This window comes from Paramicrobacterium humi (assembly GCF_900105715.1).
In the GTDB taxonomy this organism is placed as follows: Bacteria; Actinomycetota; Actinomycetes; order Actinomycetales; family Microbacteriaceae; genus Paramicrobacterium; species Paramicrobacterium humi.
In genome coordinates this window covers 2,916,426-2,933,250 of sequence record NZ_FNRY01000001.1, presented here as the reverse complement: position 1 = coordinate 2,933,250, position 16,825 = coordinate 2,916,426, and the positions used below count along the sequence as shown (strand labels likewise).

At 68.6% G+C, this 16,825-nt stretch carries 15 protein-coding genes; all 15 read right to left on the bottom strand.

Annotation, left to right across the window (positions count from 1 at the left end; translation table 11 throughout):
- Positions 1–70: 70 nt before the first annotated feature.
- The 15 genes from BLV49_RS14525 to BLV49_RS14455 all read right to left on the bottom strand — a co-directional run bounded on the left by BLV49_RS14525 (position 71) and on the right by BLV49_RS14455 (position 16,824).
- On the bottom strand, positions 71–1,528 hold the full coding sequence (locus tag BLV49_RS14525) for a glutamate synthase subunit beta (protein WP_091186124.1): 1,458 nt from the start codon (positions 1,526–1,528) through the stop codon (positions 71–73).
- Complete coding sequence (gltB, locus tag BLV49_RS14520; protein WP_091186120.1) at positions 1,521–6,098, bottom strand: glutamate synthase large subunit; 4,578 nt, start codon at positions 6,096–6,098, stop codon at positions 1,521–1,523. Before gltB ends, BLV49_RS14525 begins: the two co-directional genes overlap by 8 nt.
- A 101-nt stretch (positions 6,099–6,199) precedes the next feature.
- Complete coding sequence (lgt, locus tag BLV49_RS14515; protein ID WP_091186117.1) at positions 6,200–7,177, bottom strand: prolipoprotein diacylglyceryl transferase; 978 nt, start codon at positions 7,175–7,177, stop codon at positions 6,200–6,202.
- Between the two features lie 28 nt (positions 7,178–7,205).
- Positions 7,206–7,994, bottom strand: a complete 789-nt coding sequence (gene trpA, locus BLV49_RS14510) for a tryptophan synthase subunit alpha (protein WP_176980858.1) — start codon at positions 7,992–7,994, stop codon at positions 7,206–7,208.
- On the bottom strand, positions 7,991–9,202 hold the full coding sequence (gene trpB / locus BLV49_RS14505) for a tryptophan synthase subunit beta (RefSeq protein ID WP_091186112.1): 1,212 nt from the start codon (positions 9,200–9,202) through the stop codon (positions 7,991–7,993). Before trpB ends, trpA begins: the two co-directional genes overlap by 4 nt.
- Positions 9,203–9,204: 2 nt before the next feature.
- Positions 9,205–9,975, bottom strand: a complete 771-nt coding sequence (gene trpC / locus BLV49_RS14500; protein WP_091187395.1) for an indole-3-glycerol phosphate synthase TrpC — start codon at positions 9,973–9,975, stop codon at positions 9,205–9,207.
- A 14-nt stretch (positions 9,976–9,989) separates the two neighbouring features.
- Positions 9,990–10,220 (bottom strand): DUF6704 family protein, encoded by a 231-nt coding sequence (locus tag BLV49_RS14495; protein WP_091186109.1) that lies wholly within the window; start codon positions 10,218–10,220, stop codon positions 9,990–9,992.
- A gap of 42 nt (positions 10,221–10,262) precedes the next feature.
- On the bottom strand, positions 10,263–10,844 hold the full coding sequence (locus BLV49_RS14490; protein WP_091186106.1) for a Trp biosynthesis-associated membrane protein: 582 nt from the start codon (positions 10,842–10,844) through the stop codon (positions 10,263–10,265).
- Entirely contained in the window at positions 10,841–12,379 is a 1,539-nt protein-coding gene (locus BLV49_RS14485; RefSeq protein ID WP_434061463.1) for an anthranilate synthase component I, read from the bottom strand. Before BLV49_RS14485 ends, BLV49_RS14490 begins: the two co-directional genes overlap by 4 nt.
- Positions 12,376–12,738, bottom strand: a complete 363-nt coding sequence (hisI, locus tag BLV49_RS14480; protein ID WP_091186097.1) for a phosphoribosyl-AMP cyclohydrolase — start codon at positions 12,736–12,738, stop codon at positions 12,376–12,378. Before hisI ends, BLV49_RS14485 begins: the two co-directional genes overlap by 4 nt.
- Complete coding sequence (gene hisF / locus BLV49_RS14475) at positions 12,738–13,499, bottom strand: imidazole glycerol phosphate synthase subunit HisF (RefSeq protein WP_091186093.1); 762 nt, start codon at positions 13,497–13,499, stop codon at positions 12,738–12,740. The genes hisI and hisF overlap by 1 nt, the downstream gene beginning before the upstream one ends.
- Positions 13,500–13,509: 10 nt before the next feature.
- Complete coding sequence (hisG, locus tag BLV49_RS14470) at positions 13,510–14,349, bottom strand: ATP phosphoribosyltransferase (RefSeq protein WP_091186089.1); 840 nt, start codon at positions 14,347–14,349, stop codon at positions 13,510–13,512.
- A 60-nt stretch (positions 14,350–14,409) separates the two neighbouring features.
- Positions 14,410–14,673, bottom strand: coding sequence for a phosphoribosyl-ATP diphosphatase (locus BLV49_RS14465; protein WP_091186086.1), 264 nt, complete (start codon positions 14,671–14,673; stop codon positions 14,410–14,412).
- A gap of 31 nt (positions 14,674–14,704) precedes the next feature.
- Positions 14,705–15,373, bottom strand: coding sequence for a ribulose-phosphate 3-epimerase (gene rpe, locus BLV49_RS14460; RefSeq protein ID WP_091186083.1), 669 nt, complete (start codon positions 15,371–15,373; stop codon positions 14,705–14,707).
- A 20-nt stretch (positions 15,374–15,393) separates the two neighbouring features.
- Complete coding sequence (locus BLV49_RS14455; protein WP_091186079.1) at positions 15,394–16,824, bottom strand: RsmB/NOP family class I SAM-dependent RNA methyltransferase; 1,431 nt, start codon at positions 16,822–16,824, stop codon at positions 15,394–15,396.
- Position 16,825: the final 1 nt, after the last annotated feature.

The window sequence follows — 16,825 nt, the reverse complement described above, 5'->3', positions numbered from 1 at the left end:
CCATGTCCTGCGCAGGGGGAATGCGCTGGGTGGTTATGTGATTTTCCGCGCGTCCGCACCGGAAACACGGTCAGAGGGCGATCGCGCGATCGGTCGGAAGGACCGGTGCGGGAAGATCGCTCTCCCCTTCAAGATACCGGTCAACGGCTGCGGCCGCTGACCGACCTTCCGCGATGGCCCAGACGATGAGCGATTGGCCGCGTCCGGCATCCCCCGCGACGAACACTCCCGGCAGCTCTGTCTGATAGTCGGCGTCGCGAGCGACATTGCCTCTGTCGGTGAACGGAACGGCGAGTTGCGAGGCAAGATCCTCGGGCTCCGGCCCGGTGAAACCGAGGGCGAGGAGCACGAGGTCCGCGGGGATCTCCCGCTCGGTGCCTGACTTGGGCACGCGGCGGCCGTCGACGAATTCGGTCTCGGCGACGCGGAGCGACCGCACGTTTCCGTCGTCGTCGGCGAGGAACTCGACGGTCGAGACGAGGTACTCGCGGGCGCCGCCTTCTTCGTGGGAGGTCTGCACTTCGAAGAGTGTGGGCATCATGGGCCATGGCTGGTGCTCGGGCCGGCCTGTGAGCGGTTGGCGACCGATGGCGAGGTTCGTCACCGACGCCGCTCCCTGGCGGTGCGCGGTTCCGATGCAGTCCGAGCCGGTGTCGCCGCCGCCGAGCACGATGACGTGCTTTCCCGTGGCGGTGATGGGCTCGGCGACCTCGTCGCCCGCGACCTGATGGTTCGCGCGTACGAGGTAGTCCATGGCGAAGTGCACGCCGCCGAGGTCCCGTCCGGGAATGGGCAGGTCACGCGGAACGAGCGAACCCGTCGCGATGATCACGGCGTCGTAGCGGCTGCGCAGGTCGGCCCAGCTGAGATCGACGCCGATGTTCACGCCCGGGCGGAACCGCGTGCCCTCTTCGCGCATTTGCTTGAGGCGCTGCTCGAGCACGCGCTTCTCGAGCTTGAAGTCCGGAATTCCGTAACGCAGAAGACCGCCGATGCGGTCGTCGCGCTCGTACACGGCGACGGTGTGACCGGCCCGCGTGAGCTGCTGGGCGGCGGCGAGTCCCGCGGGCCCGGAGCCGACGATCGCGACGGTCTTTCCCGTGAGACGCTCCGGCGGGTGCGCGTCGATCCAGCCGTTGTCGAACGCCTGATCGGCGATCGACTGTTCGACGCGCTTGATCGTCACGGCCGGCTGGTTGATGCCGAGAACGCACGCGCTCTCGCACGGAGCGGGGCACAGCCGTCCCGTCAGCTCGGGAAAATTGTTGGTCGCGTGCAGGCGGTCGGCTGCCGCACGGTCTTCGCCCCGCCACGTGAGGTCGTTCCACTCCGGGATCAGGTTCCCGAGCGGGCAGCCCTGGTGACAGAACGGCACGCCGCAATCCATGCAACGCCCCGCCTGCCGACGCAGCTGCTCCGGATCGCCCTTCTCATACACTTCCTTCCAGTCCATGATGCGGACGGGCACGGGACGCCGTTGAGGAAGTTCGCGTTCCGTGACCTTCAGGAAGCCTCTGGGATCAGCCACGGGTTACCTCCAGGATTCGGCCCCACATCTCATCGCCGTCGGGGTCGAGGCCTTCGGCCACGGCCTCCTGCCGCATCTGCAGCACGGCCGCGTAGTCGCGGGGTAGTACTTTCGTGAATTTCTGCGCCGCGGCCTCGAAGTCCTCGAGCAGTCGTTGCGCCAGCGGGGAGCCGGTCTCGGCGTGGTGTTGCGTGAGCAGGTCGCGCAGGATCTCGGTGTCGCCCGGTCCGAGCGGGAGAAGGTCGAGTTCGTCGCCTGCGATCGCTTCGCGGTTGACGTGCTCGCGGTCGAGCTCGAAGATGTAGGCGCTGCCGCCCGACATGCCGGCGCCGAGGTTGCGGCCGGTCGGGCCGAGAATCACGGCGAGCCCGCCGGTCATGTACTCGAGGGCGTGGTCACCGACCCCTTCGACGACGGCCGTCGCGCCGGAGTTGCGCACGAGGAAGCGTTCACCCACGACGCCGCTCAGGAACATGCTGCCCTGCGTTGCGCCGTAGCCGATGACGTTTCCGGCGATGACGTTCTCTTCGGCCGCGAACGCTGCGTCGGAGGGAGGGAAGATCGCGATGCGGCCGCCCGAGAGGCCCTTTCCGACGTAGTCGTTGGAGTCGCCCGTGAGCCGGAGCGTGATACCGGAGGGCACGAAGGCGCCGAACGACTGCCCGGCGGAGCCCGTGAGCTCGACAACGATCGAGTTCTCGGGGAGCCCCTGCTCTCCGTGGCGCTTTGTCACCTCGTGCCCGAGCATCGTCCCGACCGCACGCGCCGTGTTGGCGACCGGGAGCGCGATGGTCGTCGACCCGCCGTCCTCGAGCACGCTCCGCGAACGCCGGATGAGCTCGGCATCGAAGTGCTTGTCGAGTTCATGGTCCTGATTGCGCGCGTGCCTGCGCGGGGTGCCGTCGGGGAACACGGGCCCGTCGAGAATCGGGGCAAGGTCGAGTCCCTGCGCCTTCCAGTGGCGAACCGCGTCACGCGTGTCGAGCAGCTCGCTGTGTCCGACGGCCTCCTCGATCGAGCGGAAGCCGAGTGCCGCGAGGTACTCGCGCACTTCCTGGGCGATGAATTGGAAGAAGTTCACGACGAACTCGGCCTGACCCGTGAATCGCTGCCGTAGCAGAGGATTCTGCGTGGCGACCCCCACCGGACAGGTGTCGAGGTGGCACACGCGCATCATGACGCACCCTGAGACGACGAGTGGCGCGGTCGCGAAGCCGAATTCCTCGGCGCCGAGCAGGGCGCCGATGACGACGTCGCGCCCGGTCTTGAGCTGACCGTCGACCTGCACGACGACCCGGTCGCGCAGATCGTTGAGCATGAGAGTCTGCTGCGTCTCAGCGAGGCCCAGTTCCCACGGGGTTCCCGCGTGCTTGAGCGAATTGAGCGGACTCGCCCCCGTTCCACCGTCGTGACCCGAGACGAGGATCACATCGGCGAGAGCCTTCGCGACGCCCGCAGCGACCGCACCGATGCCTGACTCGCTCACGAGCTTCGTGTGGATGCGCGCGGACGGGTTCGCTCGCTTGAGGTCGAAGATGAGCTGCTTGAGATCCTCGATCGAGTAGATGTCGTGGTGCGGCGGTGGCGAGATGAGGCCGACGCCCGCCGTCGCGTGTCGCGTGCGCGCGACCCACGGGTACACCTTCGCCGGTGGTAGCTGGCCGCCTTCGCCCGGCTTGGCGCCCTGGGCGAGCTTGATCTGGATGTCGTCCGCGTGGGTGAGGTACATGCTCGTCACGCCGAACCGGCCGGACGCGACTTGCTTGATCGCGCTCCGGCGTTCCGGGTCGAGGAGCCGGTCGACGTCCTCGCCGCCCTCGCCGGTGTTCGATTTCGCTCCGAGCCGGTTCATCGCTATCGCAAGAGTCTCGTGCGCCTCCTTCGAGATCGAGCCATAGCTCATCGCGCCCGTGGAGAATCGCTTGACGATCGAGGAGACCGGTTCGACCTCGTCGAGCGGTACCGGGGTGCGACGTGTCGTGTCGAACCGGAACAGGCCGCGAAGCGTCATGAGCCTCTCCGCTTGATCGTCGACGAGCTTCGTGTATTCGCGGAACACGTCGTAGCGGCGGGTGCGCGTCGAGTGCTGCAGACGGAACACCGTGTCCGGATTGAAGAGGTGCGGGGCGCCGTCGCGTCGCCACTGGTACTCGCCGCCGGTCTCCAGTCGCTGGTGCGCGTGGCTCGGCTCGTTCGCCGGGTATGCGGAGGTGTGGCGGTGCAGGTTCTCGGCCTGGATGACGTCGAGGCCGACTCCCCCGAGCCGTGACTCCGTCCCCGTGAAGTACGTGTCGACGAAGTCCTGACTGAGACCGACGGCCTCGAAGGTCTGCGCACCCGCATAGGAGGAGACGGTTGAGATGCCCATCTTCGACATGATCTTCAGAACGCCCTTGCCGAGCGCGTAGATCACGTTCCGCACGGCCTGGTCTGCCGTGACGCCGTGGATGTCGCCGCGTCGGACGAGCTCCTCGCAGCTCTCCATCGCGAGGTACGGGTTGACGGCCGAGGCGCCGTAGCCGATGAGCGTCGCGACGTGGTGCACTTCGCGCACGTCACCGGCCTCGACGATGAGGCCGACCTTCATGCGCGTCTCCGCGCGGATGAGGTGGTGGTGCACAGACGCGAGGGCGAGAAGCGACGGAATGGGCGCCAGATCCTTGTTGGAGTCGCGGTCGCTGATCACGATGTATTCCGCACCCGCCTCGATGGCGGCATCCACCTCACGGTTTATCGCGTCCAGGCGGTTGCGCAGCGCGTCCTTGCCTTCGTCGAACCGGTAAAGGGCGCGCACGATCGCCGTCGTCGCGCTGCCCGGCAGCGGGTCGATGTGCTGGATCTTCGCAAGCTGGTCGTTGTCGATGACGGGGAAGTCGAGAATGACCTGGCGCGTGTGCTCCGGGCCGGAGCTGAGCAGGTTGCGCTCGGGACCGAGCGACAGCGAGAGAGAGGTCACGACCTGCTCGCGAATCGAATCGAGAGGCGGATTCGTCACTTGCGCGAACTTCTGCGTGAAGTAGTCGAAGAGCAGTCGCGGCCGATCGGCGAGCACGGCGATGGGCGTGTCCGTTCCCATCGCGCCGATCGGCTCCGCTCCGGTCTCCGCCATCGGCTTCAGCAGTCGCTTGACTTCCTCCTCCGTGTAGCCGAAGGTGCGCTGTCGGCGCGTGACCGACGCGGGAGTGTGCACGATGTGCTCGCGCTCGGGCAGTTCGGACAGGCGAATCCGGCCGGATTCGAGCCACTGACCCCACGGCTGTGCCTCCGCGAGGGCGTCCTTGATCTCGTCGTCCTCGATGATGCGGCCGGCGTCGATGTCGATGAGGAACATCTTTCCCGGCTGGAGGCGGCCCTTGCGCTTGACGCGCTCCGGCGCGATGTCGAGCACGCCGATCTCGCTGCCGAGAACGATGAGCCCGTCGGTGGTCTCAAGCCAGCGCCCGGGGCGCAGCCCGTTGCGGTCGAGAGTGGCTCCGACGTTCGAGCCGTCGGTGAACGTGAGGGCGGCGGGGCCGTCCCACGGTTCCATCTGCATCGAGGCGAACTCGTAGAAGTCGCGCCGCTTCGCATCGAGGTCGGTGCGGTTCTCCCACGCCTCTGGCACCATCATGAGCATCGCGTGCGGCAGGGAGCGTCCCGTGAGCGTGAGCAGCTCGAGCACTTCGTCGAACGAGGCGGAGTCGCTCGCGCCCGGCGTGATGATCGGCAGCAGCGGCGCGAGGTCCCCCAGCAGCTCCGATTCCAATTGCGACTGGCGGGCGCGCATCCAGTTGCGGTTGCCCTGGATCGTGTTGATCTCCCCGTTGTGCGCCATCATCCGCAACGGCTGTGCGAGCGGCCACGAGGGGAACGTGTTCGTCGAGTAGCGCGAGTGCACGATCGCGAGCTTTGACGCGAACCGCTCGTCCTTGAGGTCGGGATAGAACGGTTCGAGCTGCAGCGTCGTTACCATGCCCTTGTACACGATGGTGCGGCATGACAGGGAGACGAAATAGGCTCCGATCTCGCGTTCTGCACGCTTACGGAGCCTATAGGTGATGCGGTCGAGCTGGATGCCGCTGAGCTGCCGGTCGCCCGGAGCAGTCTGCTCGCTCTGAACGAAGAGCTGCTCGATCGCGGGCATCGCCTCAGCGGCGAGGGAGCCGAGGTGAGCCGCCTCGGTCGGCACACTCCGCCAGCCGAGCACGACGAGCCCCTCTTGCGTCGCTATCGACTCGATCGCGGACTTCTCGGTCGCGCGCTCGTCGGCGTCGTTCGGCAGGAACGCGAGGCCGACCGCGTACTGGGAGGCGGCCGGAAGCTCGAAGCCCGCGACGGCGCGGAAGAACTCGTCGGGGATCTGGGTGAGGATGCCGGCGCCATCGCCCGTTCCGGCGTCAGAGCCGACTGCGCCGCGGTGTTCGAGATTGCGCAGCGAATCGAGCGCCGCCTCGATGATGTCGTGACCGGCGTATCCGCGCAGCGTTGCGACCATCGCGAGGCCGCAGGCGTCCTTCTCGTGGCCAGGATCGTACAGTCCCTGCTGCTCGGGAACGAGCCCGAACCGGGAATAGGGGAAGCGTGAGGTCATTGAAAGTGCCGTCCTCATGAAGCGGAAGGACGGGACGCCGGTGGCCCGCCGAGGGAGAACCGACCCGTGGTCGGTGGAGCGCCTCGGCAGCGGCGTGAATGTCACTCCCGGGGCGATGCGGCTTTCGCGCTTGTGGCCGTCAGCTCGTCCGATCCGGCCACTCCCTCGGCGTCGTAGCCGAGATCGACATAGTCGGAATCTGGTGACGTCGAGTTTAACCCGCCCTGTGTTTCGAACGTGTTACGGCCAACTCGGTACGGGCTCGGCTGGAGCCCGGGGTGGCGACGGGCCTGGACGATGAAGATCACGATGCCGACGACGACGGCGATCAGCGCAGCCCACACGTTGACCCGCAGGCCGAGGAAGACTTCGCTCGGGTCGATGCGAATCGACTCCCAGACCACGCGGCCGGCTCCGTACCAGATCAGGTAAAGGGCGAACTGGCGTCCCCACTGCAGCGTGAACTTGCGGCCGAGCCAGAAGATCACGGCGGCGCCGAGCAGGTTCCAGATGACCTCGTAGAGGAACGTCGGGTGGAACAGCGTGCCGTCTGGAAGCCCGACGGGGTACGCCGGGTTCGACGACTCGATCTCGAGACCCCACGGCAGGCTCGTGGGAATGCCGAACAGCTCATGGTTGAACCAGTTGCCGAAGCGGCCGAACGCTTGAGCGACGAGCATGCCCGGGGCGAGGGCGTCGGCGAATGCCCAGAACCGGAGCCCCGTCAGGCGGCATCCGATCCATGCGCCGATCCCGCCGCCGATGAGGGCGCCGAAGATGGCGATGCCGCCCTCCCAGATGTACAGCGTCGCCCACAGGTTCGCGCCGGGGTAGAAGTAGTCGTTGGGGTGGGTGAGCACGTGGAAGACCCGCGCCCCGATGATGCCGAGCGGGACGAGCCACAGCAGAAGATCGATGACGATGCCCGGCTCAGCGCCTTGCCGGGTCAACCGCGCTTGCGTGATTATCGCGGCCGCGATGATGCCGGCGAGAATGCAGAGCGCGTAGAAGTGGATCGTGAACGGCCCGAGCTGGATGTAGCTCACGTCGGGACTCGGGATGCTGAGGGGAAGGGACACCGTTCGCCTTTCGTAACGGGTAGCCGGACTATCGGGTGTGCGTCGCGCCCGTTGCGAGCTCGCGCGCGAGAGCGCTCAAGCGCTCGACTCCGCCCTCGCCGAGCGCCCGCACGAGTGCGGAGCCGACGATCGCGCCGTCAGCATACTCCAGCACTTCGCGCACGTGCTCGGCCGTGGAGATGCCGAGACCGACGCACGCGTTCTCCGCGCCGGCGTCGCGCAGCCTCGAAACGAGGCTGCGAGCGGCCGTGTCGACGTCGGTGCGGGCGCCCGTTATGCCCATCGTCGAGACGGCGTAGACGAATCCGCGGCTCGATTCGACCGCCTGCACGAGGCGTGCGTCGCTCGAGGACGGCGCCGCGAGGAACACGCGGTCGAGGCCTGTGCGCTCGGATGCCGCGATCCATTCCGCTCCCTCGTCGGGGATGAGATCGGGCGTGATGAGGCCCGCTCCCCCGGCCGCGACGAGATCGTCGGCGAAGCGCTCGACGCCGTATTGCACGACGGGATTCCAGTAGGTCATGAGGAGCACGCGCGTGTCGACGGCCTCGGTGATGCGGCGCACGGCCTCGAACGCGTGGCTGAGCCGGAATCCCTCGGCGAGGGCGCGCTGCGTTGCCGCCTGGATGACCGGGCCGTCCATGACGGGATCCGAGTACGGCACGCCGAGTTCGATGATGTCGACGCCGTTCTCGGCGACCGCGATCGCGGCGTCCACGCTCTCGTCGAACGTGGGGAAGCCGACGGGCAGGTACCCGATGAGGGCGCCGTCTCCCGCGTCGCGCTTGGCCTTCAAAGTGTCCGAGACGCCGGTCACGATTGTGAAGCTCCTTCGTCGATGAGGTCGAAGTACCGGCCGGCGGTCTCCATGTCCTTGTCCCCGCGCCCGGAGAGGCTCACGAGGATCGTCGCTTCGGGCCCGAGCTCACGGCCGAGTTGCAGCGCGCCGGCGAGGCCATGAGCGGACTCGATGGCCGGAATGATTCCCTCCGTGCGGCTGAGCAGCCGCAGAGCCTCCATCGCGTCGGCGTCCGTGACCGGCCGGTAGGTCGCGCGGCCGGTGCTCGCGAGCCACGCGTGCTCCGGTCCCACACCCGGGTAGTCCAGTCCGGCCGAGATCGAGTGCGACTCCACGGTCTGACCGTCATCGTCCTGCAGCAGGTAGCTGCGGGCGCCGTGCAGCATGCCGGGACGGCCCTTCGTTATCGTCGCGGCGTGGCGAGGCGTGTCGACGCCTTCACCGGCGGCCTCGAAGCCGTAGAGCGCGACGTCGGGGTCGTCGAGGAAGGCGTGGAAGATGCCGATGGCGTTCGAACCGCCGCCCACGCACGCGGCGACCGCGTCGGGAAGGCGCCCGGTGAGGGCGAGCACTTGCTCGCGCGACTCTTCGCCGATGATCTTCTGCAGATCGCGCACCATGGCCGGGAACGGATGCGGTCCCGCGACGGTGCCGAAGATGTAGTTCGTCGTGTCGACGTTCGTCACCCAGTCCCGCATTGCCTCGTTTATCGCGTCCTTGAGGGTGCGCGACCCGGTCTTCACCGAGACGACCTCGGCGCCGAGCAGCCGCATGCGGGCGACGTTGAGAGCCTGCCGCTCCGTGTCGACCTCGCCCATGTAGATGACGCAGTCCAGGCCGAACAGCGCGGCCGCGGTGGCTGTCGCGACTCCGTGCTGGCCCGCGCCCGTCTCGGCGATGACGCGTGTCTTGCCGATGCGCTTCGTCAGCAGGGCCTGCCCGATGACGTTGTTGATCTTGTGCGAGCCGGTGTGGTTGAGATCCTCGCGCTTCAGGATCATGCGTGCGCCTCCGCCGTGCTCGGCGAAGCGGGGCACCTCGGTGATGATCGAGGGGCGGCCGACGTAGTCGACCAGCAGTCGGCTCAGCTCCGCCTGGTACTCCGGATCCTGCTTCGCCTGCTCCCACGCCTCCGTGAGGTCGTCGAGGGTCGCGATGAGGGACTCGGGGACGTATCGTCCGCCGAACTCGCCGAAATACGGTCCGGTCTGGTCTCGAAATGACATGGTCACACCGCCAGGAAATCGTTGAGGGTGGCAATCGGGTCGCTCGTGACGAGGGCTTCGCCGATGAGCACGACGTCGGCGCCGGCGCTGCGGTAGTGCGCGACGTCCGACGCGCTCGAGACAGCGGACTCCGCGACCTTTATCGTGTGCGCGGGAAGAGCGGGCGAGAGCCGCCCGAACAGGTCCCTGTCGAGCTCGAAGTTCTTCAGGTTGCGGGCGTTGATGCCGACGAGCCGCGCGTCGAGGTCGATGGATCGTTGCACTTCGTCGGCCGTGTGCGCTTCGACGAGCGCTGTCATGCCGAGCTCGCGCACGAGATCGTGCAGCTCGACGAGCTGCGGCTGATCGAGAGCGGCGACGATGAGCAGCACGATGTCGGCACCGGCCGCACGCGCCTCGATCACCTGATACGGCGTCGCGACGAAGTCCTTCCGCAGCACGGGCAGCGACACGGCGCTCTTGACGGCCCTGAGGTCGGAGAGCGACCCCTTGAAGCGGCGCTGCTCGGTCAGCACGCTGATCGCGCTCGCCCCGCCGCGCTCGTACGTCGCGGCCAGCACCGCCGGGTCGGGGATGTCGGCGAGGTCGCCGCGCGAGGGGCTCGCGCGCTTCACTTCGGCTATGATCTTGACGCGCTCCGCGGGTGCGAGAACCGTGAGCGCGTCGATCGCGGGAGCGGCATCCGTCGCTGCCTTCTCGACCTGGGCGAGCGGATGCTGCTCGCGCCTGGCCTCGGCGTCGGCGACCGACCCGGCTGTCAGTTCGGCCAGCAGGTCAGCCACAGCGGTCAGTGGCCCTTCGGCTGGTAACGCGGTCCGTTGACGCCGTATCCGGCCTTCTTGAGGATCCAGCCGACGAGGAGACCGATCAGGAGGAGCACGGCGGCCGCGACGACGCCGTACGGCTGCCCGATGAACAGCATGACCGTGCCGAGAACGAACGCGGCAAGCATGATGACGACCGCTACCCAAGCGGCCGGAGAATGGCCGTGTCCGGGGTCGATGGTCTCTGGGTTCACTGGAACTCCTTCTCTCGCAGGGTGCGTCTTAGAGTCTATCGGCTAACGTGTCGGGTCCTCGCCCCGACTCAGCTCGTCCCAGCTGTCGACGGCGTCGGGCGCCTGTGTGTCGTCGTGCGTGGTCTCGAACTTGCGGTTCGGCCCGGGCCAGCGGCGGAACGTGACGCCGACGACGACGCCGAGAACGGCGAGCAGGACGCCGGCGGCAAGAGCGACGAACGGCCACGCGGTCGGCGCCGCTGTGCGCACGAGCTCGTGCACGGCGGAGTCGCCGGAGACGCCGGTCAGCTCCGTGACCTTCTGCGAGCTCGCGCTAGCGGGGTCTGCGAGAGCGATGACGGCGGAGGTGACGAGGCTCGCGCCGATCAGCAGCTCGAGCACGCCGAAGACGATGCGGAAGGCGCGACCGGCGATGCCGAGGGCCGCGCCGAGGGCGAGGCCGGCGAGGCCGAGCGCGGCGACGGCGGGACCTGCCGCGTCACCGCCGACGTCGACGGAGCTGCCGGCGTGCGTGCCCTGCGTGAGCGAGAGCGTGAACCACGGCTGGGTCCAGCTCAGCAGGGCGAGACCGCTCACGGCGAGCGTCGCGAGGATGAGCGTCGTCTTGAGCCGGCGCGCCGTCATACTGCGCCGATCCGTGTGATCGCGTTCGCGATGGCGACCGCGCGAAGGGGCGCCGCCGCCTTGTTGCGCGACTCCTCGTACTCCGACTCGGGCACCGAGTCGGCGACAAGCCCGCCGCCTGCCTGGACGAGAGCGGTGCCGTCGATGATCGTCGCCGTGCGAATCGCGATCGCGAGGTCGGTGTCGCCGGAGAACCCGATGTAGCCGACGACGCCGCCGTAGACGCCGCGCTGGGCCGGCTCAAGCTCGTCGATGATCTGCAGCGCGCGCGGCTTCGGCGCGCCCGAGAGCGTTCCCGCGGGGAAGGTGGCACGGAAGATGTCGACGGGGCTCACGTCGTCGCGCAACTGGCCCTCTACGCTCGACACGAGGTGCATGATGTGGCTGAACCGCTCGACGCGCATGAACTCGGTGACGTCGACGGTGCCGGCTTCGCACACTTTCGCGAGGTCGTTGCGGGCGAGATCGACGAGCATGAGGTGCTCCGCGCGTTCCTTGAGATCGGCGCGCAGCGTGCTCTCGAACTCCGCGTCCTCCTCCGGCGTCGCGCCGCGAGGCTTTGAGCCGGCGATAGGGTGCGTGACGACGTGGCCGCCTTGCGCCTTCACGAGCGCTTCCGGCGAGGAGCCGACGACCGAATACGGTGTGCCGTCGGGCGCCTCGAGTGTGAGCAGGTACATGTACGGGCTGGGGTTGAGCGCACGAAGCACCCGGTACACGTCGAGCGGATCCGCGGTGCTGTCGAGCTCGAACCGCTGGGAGATGACGACCTGGAAGATATCCCCATCGTGGATGTAGCGCTTGCTCTTCTCGACGGCGGCGAGGAAGTCGGATTTCTCGGTGCGGTGCCGTGCCTCCGGCACGAGGGAGAGGTCCACGTCGGCGAGCCACGCCTCCGAGGGGGCGGCGAGGCCGTTCTGCATGACGTCGAGCCGGCGCTGCGCGTCCGTCCACATCTCGTCGGCATCGAGGTGGCCGTCGTTGAGGGCGTTCGCGATGAGCTGCACGGTGCCGAAGCGGTGGTCGAGCACGACGATGTCGGCGGCGAAGCACAGCGCTTGACCCGGAACGGGGAACTCGGCGGGCGGAACGTTCGGCAGCCGTTCGATCTGCCGGATCGCTTCCCAGCCGATGAAGCCGACGAGTCCGCCGGTCAGCGGGGGCTGCCCGGGAATCCGGGCCGTCCGCCAGCGCTGAGCGAGGTCCTCGACGGCCTGCAGAGGCTCGCGCGCGGTGAGGTCGCCGATGGCGCGTTCTGCCGACAGGCCGTCGTCGAGCCACGTGGCCGCATCACCGTCTTGCGTGAGCACCCCGAACGACGAGACCCCGACGAAGGAGAAGCGGGACCACATGCCGCCCTGCTCCGCGGATTCGAGCAGGAAGCTGCCCGGCCGACCGGCCGCGAGCTTGCGGTAGATGCCGACCGGCGTCTCGCCGTCGGCGAAGATCTCGCGGACGACGGGAATGACCCGCAGCCCCTCGGCGACGTGCGCATCGAAATCGGCACGGCTCATCGAGCCCATGGGACCGCTCATCGGCTCTCCCCCTCGTCGCCGATCGCGGGATCGAGCGTGTCGGCGTCGAAGCAGGTGCGAGTGCCGGTGTGGCACGCCGCGCCGACCTGGTCGACCTGCACGAGCAGCGTGTCAGCGTCGCAATCCAGAGCGGCGCCCTTCACATACTGCCGGTGGCCGGAGGTGTCGCCCTTGCGCCAGTACTCCTGTCGGGAGCGCGACCAGAACGTGACGCGGCCGCTCGTGAGCGTTCGGCGCAGCGCCTCGGCGTCCATGTAGCCGAGCATGAGCACCTCGCGAGTGTCCCACTGCTGAATGATCGCGGGCAGCAGGCCGTCGTCCGCGAAGCGGGCACGGGCCACGACGTTCTCGACGTCCATCAGCGAACCTCGATTCCCTCGGAGGAGAGCGACTGCTTCACATCCGAGATGGACAGCTGGCCGGAGTGGAATACGCTCGCCGCGAGAACGGCGTCAGCTCCGGCGCGGATGGCGGGCGGGAAGTGCTCGGCCGCGCCGGCGCCGCCCGAGGCGATGACCGGTACCGCGGCGTTCTCCCGCATGAGCGTGATGAGCTCGAGATCGAAGCCGGTCTTCGTGCCGTCCGCGTCGATCGAGTTGACGAGCAGCTCGCCGGCGCCGCGCTCGACGGCCTCGCGCGCCCACGCGACGGCGTCGATCGTGGTCTTCGTGCGGCCCCCGTGGGTCGTCACGACGAAGCCGGAGGGCATGCCCGGGTCACGTGTGATGTCGAGCGAGAGCACGACGAGTTGCGCGCCGAACCGGTCGGCGATCTCGCCGATGAGCGCGGGCCGGGCGATCGCGGCGCTGTTGATGCCGATCTTGTCGGCGCCGTGCGCCTGCAGCTTCGCGACGTCCTCGACCGAGCGGATGCCGCCGCCCACCGTGAGCGGAATGAACACTTTCTCGGCCGTGGCCCGCACGACGTCGTACATCGTGTCGCGGTTGTCGACCGTCGCCTTCACGTCGAGGAAGGTGAGCTCGTCGGCGCCCTGCTGGAAGTAGCGTTCCGCGAGCTCGACAGGGTCGCCCTGGTCGCGGAGGTTCAGGAAGTTGACGCCCTTGACGACGCGCCCGGCGGCGACGTCGAGGCACGGGATGACGCGAACGGCGAGAGACATCAGCGGCGCCTCACAATCGCGCAGCGTGGATGGCGCTGACCAGGATGGCCCGCGCGCCGAGGCCGTAGAGCTCGTCCATGATCTGGTTCATGTCGCTGCGCGGCACCATGACGCGCACGGCGACCCACTCGGGGTCCTTGAGCGGCGACACGGTCGGCGACTCGATTCCGTGAGTGACCGCGGTCGCCTTCTCGAGCAGCGCCACCGGCAGGTCGTAGTCCATGATCACGTAGCGGCGGGCGACGAGCACGCCCTGCAGCCGCCGCAGCAGCACGTCGGTTCCGGGCCGCTGGTCGGGCGCGGTGATGACGACGGCCGTTGACTGCAGGATGACCGGCCCGAAGATCTCGAGCCCGGCGTTGCGCAGCGTCGTGCCCGTCGAGACGACGTCGGCGACGGCATCCGCGACACCGAGGTCGACGGCGGACTCCACCGCCCCGTCGAGGCGGACGAGCTCGGCGCGCACTCCCGCGCGCTCGAGGAAGTCGCCGACAAGTCCGGGGTAGCTCGTCGCGACGCGCACGCCCTCCAGGTCGCTCAGCTCGCTGAAGCGTGCGGGCGGCCCGGCGAAGCGGAACGTCGAGTCGGCGAAGTCGAGCGGAGCGACCTCGCGCGCCGCTGACCCGGAGTCGAGCAGCAGGTCCCGGCCCGTGACGCCCGCGTCGAGGGCGCCCGAGCCGACGTACGTGGCGATGTCACGCGGCCGGAGGTAGAAGAACTCGACGTTGTTCCGCTCGTCGACGAGGTGAAGGGCCTTCGGGTCCTTGCGGGTGAGATAGCCGGCCTCGGACAGCATGTCTGCGGCCGTCTCGGCCAGCGAGCCCTTGTTGGGCACTGCGATTCGCAACATTCGTGTGGGTGCTCTCGTGTGTTCGAAGTGACGGTGGCGGATGCCGCAGGGCGGCGAGCGTCACAGATGTCGGTACACGTCCTCGAGGGTCAGCCCCTTCGCGACCATCATCACCTGCACGTGGTACAGCAGCTGGGAGATCTCCTCGGCGGCTTCCTGGTCGGTCTCGTACTCGGCCGCCATCCAGACCTCCGCGGCCTCCTCCACGATCTTCTTCCCGATCGTGTGCACGCCGGCGTCGAGCTCCGCGACGGTTCCCGAGCCCGCCGGGCGGGTCTCGGCCTTCTCGGTGAGCTCGGCAAACAGGGCGTCGAAAGTCTTCACCGCTCCAGCCTACCCGGTCGCCGAGTCGCGATTATGCGCCGTGGCGGTGGCCCGCGGCGCGTTCGCGCAGCAGTTCGACCTGTGCGGCCGGGTCGTCCGCGGCGAAAACGCTCGAGCCCGCGACGAAGGTGTCGGCGCCGTTCTCGGCGGCGATCTCGATCGTCTCGGCGTTCACTCCCCCGTCGACCTGCAGCCACACGTCGAGTTCGGCCGCGTTCACCGCGCTGCGCACGGAGCGGAGCTTCGGCATCATGTCGTGCATGAAGCTCTGGCCGCCGAAGCCGGGCTCGACGGTCATGACGAGCACCTGGTCGAACTCGGGCAGCAGGTCCAGATACGGCGAGACGTCGGTCCCCGGCTTGAGCGCGATCCCGGCGCGCGCGCCGATCTGTCGCAGCCGCCGGGCGAGTGCAACGGGGTCGCTCGCGGCCTCGGCATGGAAGGTGACCGAGAAGGCGCCCGTCTCGGCGTAATCGGGAGCCCAGCGGTCGGCGTCGTCGATCATGAGGTGCACGTCGAGCGGAATCGGCGACACCTCCTGCAAGCGCTGCACCATCGGCAGGCCGAACGTGAGGTTCGGGACGAAGTGGTTGTCCATGACGTCGACGTGCACGAGGTCGGCGTTCGCGATGCGCTTCAGCTCGCTCTCGAAGTTGACGAAGTCGGCGGAGAGGATACTCGGGTTGATGCGCGTTGCCATGGACCGATCCTATCGAGGGCTCACTCAGCGGCCGTGCGCAGCAGAACCATGTACATGGCGTCGGTCCCGTGCCGGTGCGGCCACAGCTGCACGTGCGCGATCTCGGGAGAGCGGTCCTGCTCCGGCGTGCCGAGGTCGATGTCGCCGACGATGCTGCGCAGCACAGCGGGAGTGTCGAGTGACGAGACGGTGCCTTGCGAACGGCGGATGGCGTCGCCGACGATCGCGCGGGTCTCGCCGAGGTGCGGCGAGCACGTGACGTAGGCGACGATGCCGCCGGGTTTCACGGCGTCGAGCGCCGAGCGCAACAGCTCCGACTGCAGGCTCGAGAGCTCCGCGACGTCCTTCGGCTGCTTCCGCCAGCGCGCCTCCGGGCGGCGGCGCAGCGCACCGAGGCCCGTGCATGGCGCGTCGACGAGCACGCGGTCGAAGCGCTGCGGATGCTGCCGGCCGACGTCGCGGCCATCTCCCGTGACGACGTCCACGTGGTCGGCGACGGGAGCAACGGCCCGCCGCACGAGCTCCGCGCGCGCCGGCACGACTTCGTTCGCCACGACCGAGGCGCCGTTCCGGGCCGCCTCCGCCCCGAGCAGAGCCGTCTTCCCTCCGGGCCCGGCGCACAGATCGAGCCAGCGCTCCCCCGGGCGCACGGCCTCTGCCCGGCTGAGCACGAGAGCGGCGAGCTGCGAGCCTTCGTCCTGCACGCGCAGCGCCCCGGCAGAGCCGCGCACGGCGGCATCCGGATCGCCCTGGCCGAGGACGAATCCTACGGGCGAGTAGCGGTCGGGCTCGGCATCGGCGGGCCGTTCGGCGACGCCGGGCAGGGCGACCATGTTGACGCGCGGCGCGGCGTTGTCGGCGGCGAGCAGCGCCTCGAGCTCGTCGCCTCGGCCCTCGGCAGCGAGTGCCTGCCGGAAGGCGCGCACGATCCACACGGGATGCGAGGAGGTCAGTGCGAGCGTCTCCGTCTCGTCTCCCGCACTCTCGGCGACGAGATTCCGCCACGTTTCGGCGCTGTCGCGCGTGACGCGTCGCAGCACCCCGTTCACGAAGCCGGTCGCCGAGCGGCTCGCCACTCGGTGCGCGAGAGCGACGGACTCGTTCACGGCGGCGTGCGGCGCCACTCGTGTGGCGAGCAGCTGATGGATGCCGAGCCGGAGCACGTTGCGCACGGGCTCGTCGAGGCTCGCCGCCGGACGGTTCGCGGCGATCTCGATGACGCGGTCGTAGAAGCCGCGACCGCGCAGGGTGCCGTAGCAGAGCTCGGTGGCGAGGGCCGCGTCGGCGCTCGAGAGCCCGGCCTTCTCGATCGCGTGCGGCAGCAGCAGATTGGCGTACGCCTCGTCCGCGTCGACGGCGTGCAGCACGTCGAAGGCCACGAGCCTGCTCGGCTGCACGACGTCTGCTCCGGCGGGCCGTTGCGGTCGCCTGCCGCGTGCTCTGCTGTCCATG